Here is an 11,403-nt window from a genome sequence, read left to right on the forward strand (position 1 = left end):
ATCATAGTTTTCAATTAGATTGTATTAATAATCTTAATTTCTGTGTGTTTTTTGCCGAGGTAAGATAAACTTCATCATCCCCGATGTACATGAGCATGCTCTTTTCATTTTCCTTAGCCAGCCACAAATGAATACCATGTGTTGGCAATTGGCCTTCCACCGATGTGTATTCAACCATCACATCATATTCTGGTTCCGATACATCTACTTTTCCCACTTGTTTTTGAGCGGTTGTGATTGCATTTTTAAACGTTTTAATTGATTCGACATCGGTATAGGATTGCATAATGTCTTCATTCATTCCGCCAAATCCGTTTGATTTTGAAATCTTCACTTCTGAAACCTTTTCATCTAAAAGAACCATCGTTTCTGCTGTACTTAATTGACAACCTGTTAAAACCAGCATTCCTAAAATAGATATTATTAAAATTATCTTTCTCAATTTAATCTCCCTATATTACCTCTTAGCCTCATTGTTTCAATCTCACACTATAAAATCTCATGGCCCTCAGACTTCCTTCCGACTCAAATTCCCCTGCATCTATTAGCATTCTAAGCCGATATTCTAAAAATGAGTCACCTACATGTTGTTCCAAATGGCCCAGAACGTCACCAATTAATCTTGCAGATTTCATGAAGCCATTCAGCTCTGGTTGTCTATGTAGATATCTCGCTCTTTGGATAATAAATTGGTCATAAAAGTCTTCAGGAACGCTCTGTATTCTATCATTTTTCCATATTCTTAATGTTTCTTGGTTATTTGAAAGAGAAAGCCATTCATTCTCTAAATCCTCTCGTTCATGTTTTGTAAGAGGAGCTTTATTTTTACTATGCTCATATATAACTTGAAGTTTTTCAGGATGAATTTCTCCTGTATGTAATACAGTATATTCTATATCTTCTTTATTAAAAAGTTCGCTATGTTTCTTGGTCGTATTGATGACCATGATATCGTTATCCCTACTCTTTAACAGATGGAGAACGTAACGCAGTCCAGTCTGCTCATGGGGGTTATCAGCAATCCATATAGTAATCGTTACGTCTTCTGAAATAGATTTTATTTGATTTACAGATTCTTGAAAGCTCTTTACAAAGACATGAAAATCTTCATTTTCATCATTCATAACATTTTTCATCCAATCAAGTCTTGCGTTTACTCCCTGTTCTTCATGCAACTGCCAGATTGGCCCAATAGAGAACATGTCCCAAAAGGATATAACTTTCTCCATTTTGTATCTACCTAAACCCTTTAAAGCTACTCTTAAACTGCCCGCAGAGGCATCACCGAAAATAATATGGATCATTTGAAAATTCCCCTCCTGTTTCATTTCTAATCGTTCTTATTAAAGCAAAAGTCTTCAAAAGATATTGTATTGAAAGTTGACCTTTTTCTTTAACAAGCACATACAGGTGATGGTTATTTACACTCTCATTGTGTGAGTACTTGATACCTTTTTAAAGTTTCTGCTTTTTAGCTTCAATTTTTCTAACCTTTCGGTAGTTTGGAACTAATTAGTTTCTCTTTATCGTTAGTTGTCAATAAATTGTCTGGGTATTTTTCAGAGTCCTTAATCCAATTGGATTTGCTTATAGCCCAATTATATTCATCCGAGGTTTCATCCATTTCAGACACAATATATTTTCCCACTAATTGCGAGTAGAAGTGGTGAATTGACTTTTGCATTAATTCCTCTGTACGCTTGTACTCTCGATCATGTCGCTCTTTTATAACCGCCCTTTGTTCTTCCTCTTGTCTTTTTTTCTCTTCTTCAATTTCATGGGCTCTTACTTCTTTATCAATTTTTTGGGGCAGTGAAAAAATATAGAGAAATACTTTCTTTAACAAGGTATCAAATGTGTCTGTTTTGGTTTGTTGAATAAGTTTTTCATGTTTACTCCACTTCCGCCATTCAAGATAATACCCTACTTCAACATTCATTTTCCCAGTTGGAACAAATTTGTAGTTCTTATATGTCGAATACTCTTTATCGTCAGATGATAACATCACTTTATTTGACGGTAATTTGAAGTTTAAAGTAAATACGTAACTTTTAAATAGCACCTGTGTTTCATCATGCGTATTGTTAATTTTTGCTCCTGCCTTTTCAATCGCCTTAAATAAGCTATCTATAAAAGGAAAGGTCTCAGGAATAATCACCCCAGATGAAGAGTTTATTTGTAGTTTTGCCTCTCTGCGATAATACGAAATACCGTCCTTTTTCTTTTGACGATATTTAACTATCTCTTTGTGCGGGTTCGCAGACAAGGTTTTATTGACTTTTAATGAATTGAAAGTCTGAATGAGTAGCGATTGTTCGGCTTCGAGATACGAGAAGTATAGTTGGTGTTTTGCTATTTCATTTTTTGGAGAAGCAACCTTATTATTGGCAGTCGTTTTAGAGTTATTCTCTATTTGAGGTGATAATACTTTTTGCGGAGGTGCAGTTTTCATTTTTACTTCTTCTATAATAATTTCTGGGTTATCACTTGGATTGGGAAGTAATGATTGTGTAGGTTTTTCCTTTCCCATGTGCAAACGACTCCAATATGATGCTGTGGGCAGAGGAATCTCATTGGAAATACAAGCATTTTTAAGCTTATTATATGGAACATTTAATTCCTTGGCTGTTTTTGAAGTTCCAATCGACCAGAGCATTTCATAAAGATCTTTTCGGGATATAAGTATCATAATTTCAACCTCCTTAGCACTCTCTATATTACTGATTGTTGCCTTTAACTATTTAATAATTCTCCAGCGGTTTTTATTATGGATAATACCTCTTCGTAGAACATGTAAGAAGGAGGGCTAAGTCGATAAAGTTTTAGAACATCCCGTTTAGTAAATCATCAATACCTGTTTAATATGATATCATTGATTTAATTATAGCAATATTTTTACATCGGTAATGGCTTTTACGAACATTAATTATACGAGGGGGAGTAATATGAAAACAGCGGTACATTTCTTGTATGAATGGGCAGACGGAGAGATGTGGAAAATACACATTATTAATGAAGTCGTAAGTAAAAGAGAAATTGATTCACCTCGACTGTTAGAGGATGTGCTCCATTTGATAAATACCAAAGAAACGGTTGATATATTTTCTGACACAGAGAGCGAACAACTCGATAATGCAAACCTAATTATAAATGAAATAAAGTCCCCAAAAAATATTAACGCCCTATCCAATGAATCACAGTTTTATTTAGGTAAAGGTCTTAATGTTTTTTATGGAGAAAATGGTTCAGGAAAGTCATCATATGTTCGGATGTTTCGTAAATTAGCAGATCACTATTTCACTTCCGAAAAGGATCTTACAATAATACCTAACGTTTACGACGAAGAATCCATAGGAGGACAGACATCACAAACGGTCGAAGTCACATATCTACTTGGTGAAAATGAAAAAAGCGAACTTGTAGACATTAATAAATCACATTCTGATTTACGCAAGATAAATGTTTTCGATAGTGAATCGGTTCTACCTTTGATTAATAGTGATCTTACATTTAGTATACTTCCTAAAGGGTTCGAGAACTTCCAGGTTATTTCAGATTTATTGGACACGCTCCGCCAAGAAATTTCCAGGTCTATTGATTCGCTGAAGACAAGACAAGTTAAAACTTTTGCTGATTCATCTTATGATTTTATTCAGGAAGAGCTTGATAAAATCAGGAAAGAAATAACAGAATCCAAAGATGTAAAAGGCTTTCTTAACAGTAACTATCCACGAAGCGAATCATACGAAGAGGTGATTGAAGAAACCGAATTACAAATTAAAGAGTTGGAATCTTCTAATCCTAAAGATAAAATCACTATTTTATCTGCACAAAAATCAAGACTTCATTCAATCAAAGATTCGTTTACTACATTATCTACAGTGCTAAGTCGGGAGAATATAGAAAAAGTAAATGAACTAATCAGGGATTATGAACAAAAAATACAAGAGGAACACGAGTATAATGAAAAGTTCCAAAAGAATATATCTTTTCTCGAAATTGTCAATGATGAATGGTTTTCATTTGTCAAAACGGGTAAGAGGTATTACGAATCCATCAAGAAAGTTCATCCCCAAGAAAGTGAACCATGTATTTTTTGTAGTCATCCCCTTGATTCAGCTGGTGTCAAAACGATCGAGAACAACCTAAATCATATTTCTAACAGTAACAAGGGATTATTAAATTCCATTGAAAAGGAAATTATGAAACACAGTATAGAGAATATGATGATTAATTTATCCGAGGAGGAGGCCGCCTTATTTGAAAGTGAAAAGTTTTTGGAAAGAATCAAGACAGCTATACAGTTAGTGAACCGCAACAAAGATTTATTTAGTTCCCTTCTTATTTCAAAAGAAATTATCACTGATCAGGCAATATTTGATGTTACGGATATATTGACGGAAATTATTGGGGAAATAAAAAATACAGATGACAGAATTCTCAATCTAAATAAAGCAAGTAATGGAACAGAAGAAACTATTCTTACTCTTAAAGCATTCAAGAAAACAGTGAAAAAGAATGAAAAGCTTCATACATCAGTAAGTTCTTTAGAAGAATGGTATGAAATGGAGTATTCTATTAATGATTACAACAAAATAAAAACAAAATTCTCAACAAATTCCTTGACTCAAAAACAATCCATGGCTTTCAAAAAGATTGTCCAGGCTAATTATATTAAAACATTTGAACACTTTACACAGGAACTCAAAGTACCTAATGTCGATTTAAGGATTGTGCCTAAGAAAGGGAAAACATTGCGAAATAAATTTGTTTCCCCTGAAAAGTTTAAGGTATCTCAAATTATGAGCGAAGGTGAACAAAAAGCTGTGGCAATGGCCGAGTTTGCTACGGATTTAACCATGCGTAAAGATTATAATACAATACTACTTGATGATCCAGTAACTTCATTAGACTATAAACGGTCAGAAATGATTGCAAACTTAATTTATCAATTATCATTGGAAAGACAGGTTATTGTTTTCACACACAATATCATGTTTTATTACTATTTGTACAACACCAGTGACAAAAATAAAGAAAACAAATTTTTTAAGGTCGATGAGTTTGACCAAATGAATAAGGGAATCGTATCGGAGTCATTTAGTGGTAGGTTGGAGAACTTAAAAGAGGTAATGGGTAAAATAAAAGTACAGGAGCAAACAATTAATTCCAAAGCATGTTTCGGCGACGCATTAGAGGAAGCGTTGAAAAAAGCATACGCAGATATTCGAACTTGGTGCGAATTAATTGTCGAAGAGGGTTTCTTTAAATCAGTAATACGGAGATATGAGCCAAACATAATGTTTTCAAAGACTAAGTCCATAAAAGGGGAGTTTGTTGGAGAATTAGGTCTTGTAAACGACCTATTTGAAAAGTCTTGTCGTTGGATGGCTGGCCACAGTCAACCTACTGAAACCCAGCACAACCGAGCAAATAAAGAGGCATTCAATGAAGATTTGAAGTATATACAACAACTCTATAAGCAATATAAGTAAATAGTAGAATATAGGGTTGAGAGATTCTGATTCCCGGGGTATTGAAGGACTGTTGATTTTTATATCAACAGTCTTTTATCATTGTATAAAAAGGCATTTACAGCATTATTATAACCCAATACACTAAACTGCTTGATAACAGAATAAAAGGGTAAAGTTCCTATTAATTCAACTCCACATTCCCTTTATATAGCCATTCCGGAACTTCATATCCTTTTAATCTTGGATGGTTTGCCAATACTAACCGCAATGTCCTAACGGCGCTGTATGCATCTATTATTATTTCATTTTGCATTTTGAAATACTTTTTATTAAATACATCTTCTTGAAAAGCGTGCGCAGGTTTTTGCCTTTCTTTTCTTACTTTCCTCAGTGTAGTAAATATCTTTTTTTGAGGTGCAGGATCTTTTGGGATGAAATTCTTTGTAAACCACTCTTCAAGCAGTACAATAGTTCCTTTATTCCTTACTTCAATCTTGCCATCTTTCCTTTCAAAGTCTGTTTCCAAGGAAATTTCGCCTTTAAAGAAATCTTTATTCAAATTATCCGAAAGCATTTTATCTAAGGAATGTACGAAACTATTATAATTTTTTAAAGTTGGTCGCAAGAAGATAGAAAACTCTTTTGGTCTATTGTCCTTAAAGTCACTTCTAAATAACTTAGGCTTTCCAATAATTAACGACATCTCGTTAATATGGTGTAATTCTTCTAAAAAGGCAAGAAATATTGAAACATTATCAGCCCAATATCCTAATGTATTTTTTAAATAGTCAATGTTTTGTTTGCAATTTCCACTATACTCGAACCTCTTCCAGTATTGTTGCTGTTCGGATGATAATTCATTTAGATATCTAAGATAAACAATAATAAACCGTTCCAAGTTTTCATTGTATGCCAAACCAAATGTTTGTAGGTTAATCTTATCCTTTTCATATACCTCTTCATCATATTCACTTTTAACAGAAACACTACCCGAATAATCATCATTATGAACAAGGTATCTTGGATCATTGAAAAAACTCTCCAAAACAGACAATTCAAAATAAACTGGTTCGAATTGGGGCTCGCCCAAGGAGAGCCGTTTCGTATATGGTACATCCCTCAAATTATCTACATTTATAAATTTCTCTAAAGATGTAGTGGATGGATATATGCAAATACCATGAGTTGACTCATTTCCGAGTAATTCAAGTTGATTTTCAACAGATAAATCTTTGAATGCTTTTATATGCGGATTAATAAAAACACTTGAAAAGGTAAATGTAATTTCATTTTGCTTTAATAACTCTATTAATATATCCGTCAGCTCTTTTTCACCTACTTTAAATATGTTTTGAATACTTTGAAATGAAACACCATTAAAATCATTTGATTTTAAATAAAGCATTCTTACCTCATTTGCAACCTCAGCCATTAAAGTCTCACTATTTATTGAACTCACTCCTATCTATCAATGGAAACTATGCCCCTACGATTCAAGTCTACAAGACTAATATTACTATGAATTACACACAACTGCATCTTCCTTGCTATAAGTGGTATAATATTCAGTAAATATATATTAAAAGGAAGCGATGTATAGTGTCTGATGTGACTATCCCCTTCTCCATCCCCTTGGATGACGATGGGAATGTAACTCTTCAATGTCCATTTTGCGATAATCATTTTAAATTGACTGGTAAAGATTCTAAAGACGAAGCCGTTTACGAATTGTTTTGTCCATATTGCGGATTAGTCACGGAGCCGAGTAAGTTCTATACGGATGAAGTAAAAGAAAAAGCTTTACGTTTAGCGGAAAATCATATGTATGAATTGCTAAATGGTTTTATTGATGATACGAAGAAGGCATTCAAGAACAGCAAAGCAATTAAGGTGAAAACAGGATCAAAATTTAATATGAATGCTCCGAAAACCATTATTGAGTCTGATAATATGGAAACCTACCATCTAACATGCTGTGATCGTCGAATAAAGGCATCCCTTATTGATGATACGTTGTATTGCCCTTTTTGCGGAGGTGATAGACATGGATCTATTGATTGATAAAAAAGAATTTCAAATGCTATCGACCGAGTTTCGTAGAATTGCAAGCCGTTTGTTAAAGACCGATCAGGATGACGGTTTAAATAATGTGAAAAGATTTCTAATGTTTATTGAGGGTAATCCCTTAATTTTGGGCTTCATAGTGGAACATAATACTTTTGACTTTGACATAGAAAAAGAAGTTCAAACAAGGGAAATACACGATGGCTACGCAATTGAACCCGATAAAAGTTTTGAGATATCCTTTATCTATCAATTATTAAAATACTGTGCCGAACATTGCAACGATTATCTTTCTATCTGTCGTTTTTATGGATCAAGCAGAAAGTTTCAAGATATGGTAGACACCTTTAATAACAGGGTAGTTAGCTTGTTGGTGGGACATATTGAAGTCTATTTAAAAGGGGTGTGGTTAGGATTGGGTGATGATGAAAAAATTCATATTAATGTAAATGGCGGACAAGTTGCCATTGCACAGGGCCAAGGAACAGTAAATGCAACACAAAATAACCACTACGGTCAAACCCATGAACTAAAAAAATTAGTTGAAACATTCTACAAGTTGTTAGAAACAGTAGATTTGGATCAAGAAGTAAAGGAAGATACGAAAGAAATAATTGAGGTCGCCATTGCCGAGATTGTATCTGATAAACCTAAACGCTCACTTATTAGACATGCCATTGAAAAAGTTGAATACGCTGGTAAATTAGGAACTGGACTTAATGGATTAAACAATGTTGGGCAACAATTAATAGAGCATTTTAGACACTTCATATAAAAGTCGAAGAACCTGCCAATTTTGTATAATCGGCAAGTTCCTCAATTTCTAATAAAGGTGATCAACGTAGTCGTACCAATTACAGATTGGTCACCTTTTATAAATATTCCTTCAACTCCTTCACAATCAATTCCCTAACATCCTTACCTTGCCCGCCAAATCCCGCATACAGTTGCACCTTATAAGCGGTAATGCTTTCATCCTGCTTGCTCATTTCATCGATGGCCCATCTGATTTTTCTAATACGAAAATCATTTATTTCCTCTTTTGCTTCTTGCATATATTGCTGGGTTTGGGTCAGCTTCTTATTACTAAACCAGTTCCTTGCCCCCACAGTCATTCTAATGCTCGAGGGAGTGACCCTTATCGGCTTCCCCTGACTTTGAAGTATTAGTTCTACTGAGTCTATTGCAAGCTGTAAGCATTCGCTGTCACGCTTATTCCAATCTATCAGATCCGTCTTCGGCTTTCTGACTCTTACTCTTGGAGTGACCTTTTCATACCAAGCTCGATCGTGTCGAAAAATCCATGTATGCAATCCTTTCCCCTTTTCCCTCAGTTCTTCCCTGGAGGCCCCTTGGTTCTCTATCAGTAGTTTCAGCCACAACGTTCTTCTTTCCTGAACATCAAAAGATGGAATATGTTTTTGTATTACTGCCCTCTTCCCCACTACTTCATTGGCAGAAAAAAGTTCATCCAAATCCACTTCAAGAAATTGGAGATATAGCAAATGTCGTAGTGGACTTCTATTCTTATTGTTATTTCTAACGAATGCTCGTAGCCAATTCGTTGCCACCATCGGATCAACCTTACTTTGCATGATTTCTAAGTATTCGGCTGGATAGTGGTGCAGAAATCGTGATTCCACATCGTTCATATACAAGCTTCCACTATTAGATGCTAAACCCTTGTCCCTTAATTTATCAATGTAGAAATTAATAATATATTGAAGATCCTTTCTTGGATAATTACCTTTTAATAAACGTTCTGCGTCTTGGGTATATCGGAGATTCAACTCCTTCGTTTTTAATGCAAATGAATCGGGAGGAACTTCGTCATTGCAAACCTCAGCATCCGCACAAATAAAATCCAGCCCGCTCTCTGTACTTAACACCGAACTGTCTTTTAATAGGATTTGGTGTTTTGAACAATACATCGCTCCAACGATTTGATGGGTTCTTCTAAAGTAACTTTCGCCAAGTTCTGTGATGTCGTTTTTGAAACAGACTGGACAGTATCTCAAATAACTTTGTATTTTCACCTTGCTCCCGCCGAAACCAATGGCACTTTCTATCCCTTTCCCGCACCCTTCCGCCATCTTTTCAAATATTGATTGTGCTTTCTTCTGTGATAGAAATGATGTATAGAACGGAAACATCGTGTGATTCATGATTAATTCTTCAGTCGTTAGCTTGGAATTTGGAGGTAGATTGTTAATAAAGGCATCAATATGTTGTGGGAAAGACGTTGATCTTAAAACAACCAATTTCCCAAACATATCTTTTAGTAGAGCTCGCTTGCTAATCATCCCACAGGCTCGCTGATAACGTGCAATGACACTGTATAACAGTTCATCGTCATAAATAATCGGAAAAAAGTTAATCACGAATTACAGCCTCATCCCAGCTCACCATGTCGTCAATCAAGCCACTATCCAAGAGAATCTCGTAAGGGGACTTTTCATCTTTAGTACCGTTTTTTAATAGTGCCCTTAAATCCCCGTCTGCAAGTTCTATACTTCGCTTCACTTTCTTCACTGGCGGAAGTGTTTCTATTGCTTTCTTCTCTTGCCCTTCCACTTCCTTAACTTTTTTAGTTGGCTCACCTTCTACTTGCATTGTTTTGGATTCTATCCTCCTGATATCTTCGTACTGGGCAATTTTATAAGGATTACCTGAACGAATCGCATCCAACATCTGTTTCATCAATTTAAACTTTTCACTTGCGACATTTCTAACGAGTTCAACGGTCAATTCCTCTTTCCCCGTTGATATAGCGATTTGCTGTGAATAGGCGAAGATTCTAATAATCAAGGATGAGATTCCTTGCGATTCATCAAAAATGACTTTTTCCATTTCCTCAGTCAAGGGAGCAAACTTTTTTGTCCATTGAAACTGCCACATTGATTCCAATAGAAATTTGAATTCATTGTTATATTCCATGTTGTTGAAAATAATTTCCGCATTCTCTGTTAATCGACGGGCGATTCTTAATTCATCCCCGAATAGTGCATATGCCCCTGGTGTCCCAACTACGGCAAGATTCACACCTGAATTAATTAGATTTACAAAAAAGTTCATGATTTGATCTGCTCCACGACCCTTTATGTTTTGCGTTTCGTCGATAATAAGTAATCCCAGTCCGATATTTTGTGATAGCTGACCAATTAGTGGGAGCATCATATCCACAGATGAATTTCGTGATACATGTTTCTTATAACTGTTCGTGCCAAGCAATTCGTCTACCTTTAAAAAGAACTGCAAACATAGGGCTTTCAATGAGGACGTAGGTGGGGCATCTAACTTTAACCAGACAAGTTGGATTTGATTAAAATGCTGTCCTCTATACATATTGTGTACAATAACCTGGGGTATATTGCTCAACACACGATTGACCGATGTCGTTTTCCCCATTCCCGAAAATCCAAGCAACGTACCGCATCCCGCTGTTGTACGGAAGTTTTTTCTACTGTTAATATCAAAAGAACGATTAATGATCTGCTTGCCTGACTCATTTAGATAACGTTTATAATCAGGATCGAATGGGTTTCTCGCCAAATATCCCTGCCTTAACATACTATGTATCATTTCCCAGACTTCCAGATGTAGCGGCAGTGGCTGAAAAAACTGATAGAGTCTATGGGTCATATGCAAGCGATAGACACTGTCCATATTCCTTTCTTCTTCAGAAAAAGCTGGATTCACCGCAAGCATTTTTATAATCGTTACCTTATCGGCTAATGGAGGCAATGCCTGGATAAATGGATTCTGATTAAATTCTTCAAGAGGAGATTCGGTATATTGTGCTTGTACTGCTTCCATTCCATTGGGCAGATATATTTTTTGCACCAATTGCCATTCCCCCATC

9 protein-coding genes are annotated in these 11,403 nt (G+C 35.3%); 3 read left to right on the forward strand and 6 right to left on the reverse strand.

Translation table 11 applies throughout. From position 1 onward, the window contains the following. Positions 1 to 10 precede the first annotated feature (10 nt). The 3 genes from AC3RV6_RS15385 to AC3RV6_RS15395 form a co-directional block, all read right to left on the reverse strand. A complete protein-coding gene (locus AC3RV6_RS15385) occupies positions 11 to 442 on the reverse strand; it encodes a YhfM domain-containing protein (protein WP_489746848.1) in 432 nt (143 codons plus the stop codon). A gap of 28 nt (positions 443 to 470) precedes the next feature. Then, positions 471 to 1,304, reverse strand: a complete 834-nt coding sequence (locus AC3RV6_RS15390; RefSeq protein ID WP_489746849.1) for a DUF1835 domain-containing protein — start codon at positions 1,302 to 1,304, stop codon at positions 471 to 473. Positions 1,305 to 1,486: 182 nt separating this feature from the next. After that, positions 1,487 to 2,689: a hypothetical protein gene (locus AC3RV6_RS15395; protein WP_489746850.1), complete on the reverse strand. Its 1,203-nt coding sequence runs from the start codon at positions 2,687 to 2,689 to the stop codon at positions 1,487 to 1,489. 256 nt (positions 2,690 to 2,945) lie between these two features. Between AC3RV6_RS15395 and AC3RV6_RS15400 the strand changes: the two genes are divergently transcribed. After that, positions 2,946 to 5,495, forward strand: coding sequence for an AAA family ATPase (locus AC3RV6_RS15400; protein WP_489746851.1), 2,550 nt, complete (start codon positions 2,946 to 2,948; stop codon positions 5,493 to 5,495). A gap of 163 nt (positions 5,496 to 5,658) precedes the next feature. Here the strand turns inward: AC3RV6_RS15400 and AC3RV6_RS15405 are convergent, their stop codons facing one another. Beyond that, entirely contained in the window at positions 5,659 to 6,909 is a 1,251-nt protein-coding gene (locus AC3RV6_RS15405) for a hypothetical protein (protein ID WP_489746852.1), read from the reverse strand. Between the two features lie 167 nt (positions 6,910 to 7,076). Here AC3RV6_RS15405 and AC3RV6_RS15410 point away from each other — a divergent pair, with 167 nt between their 5' ends. Both AC3RV6_RS15410 and AC3RV6_RS15415 read left to right on the forward strand, forming a co-directional pair. Then, the gene (locus AC3RV6_RS15410) at positions 7,077 to 7,538 is read left to right on the forward strand and encodes a hypothetical protein (protein WP_489746853.1); all 462 of its coding nucleotides are present in this window, start codon (positions 7,077 to 7,079) and stop codon (positions 7,536 to 7,538) included. Then, on the forward strand, positions 7,522 to 8,316 hold the full coding sequence (locus AC3RV6_RS15415; RefSeq protein ID WP_489746854.1) for a hypothetical protein: 795 nt from the start codon (positions 7,522 to 7,524) through the stop codon (positions 8,314 to 8,316). The genes AC3RV6_RS15410 and AC3RV6_RS15415 overlap by 17 nt, the downstream gene beginning before the upstream one ends. Before the next feature lie 97 nt (positions 8,317 to 8,413). Here AC3RV6_RS15415 and AC3RV6_RS15420 read toward each other — a convergent pair whose 3' ends face one another. Further along, on the reverse strand, positions 8,414 to 9,922 hold the full coding sequence (locus tag AC3RV6_RS15420; protein ID WP_489746855.1) for a TnsD family Tn7-like transposition protein: 1,509 nt from the start codon (positions 9,920 to 9,922) through the stop codon (positions 8,414 to 8,416). Next, positions 9,915 to 11,384 (reverse strand): AAA family ATPase, encoded by a 1,470-nt coding sequence (locus AC3RV6_RS15425; RefSeq protein ID WP_489749285.1) that lies wholly within the window; start codon positions 11,382 to 11,384, stop codon positions 9,915 to 9,917. Before AC3RV6_RS15425 ends, AC3RV6_RS15420 begins: the two co-directional genes overlap by 8 nt. Positions 11,385 to 11,403 lie beyond the last annotated feature (19 nt).

Source organism: Sporosarcina sp. So3-204 (genome assembly GCF_058068165.1).

What these genes read in the sequence shown, in the direction of transcription:
- AC3RV6_RS15390 (WP_489746849.1), bottom strand. Translation starts at nt 1,304, where the DNA reads ATGATCCATATTATTTTCGGTGATGCCTCTGCGGGCAGTTTAAGAGTA.
- AC3RV6_RS15395 (WP_489746850.1), bottom strand. Translation starts at nt 2,689, where the DNA reads ATGATACTTATATCCCGAAAAGATCTTTATGAAATGCTCTGGTCGATT.
- AC3RV6_RS15400 (WP_489746851.1), top strand. Translation starts at nt 2,946, where the DNA reads ATGAAAACAGCGGTACATTTCTTGTATGAATGGGCAGACGGAGAGATG.
- AC3RV6_RS15405 (WP_489746852.1), bottom strand. Translation starts at nt 6,909, where the DNA reads ATGGCTGAGGTTGCAAATGAGGTAAGAATGCTTTATTTAAAATCAAAT.
- AC3RV6_RS15415 (WP_489746854.1), top strand. Translation starts at nt 7,522, where the DNA reads ATGGATCTATTGATTGATAAAAAAGAATTTCAAATGCTATCGACCGAG.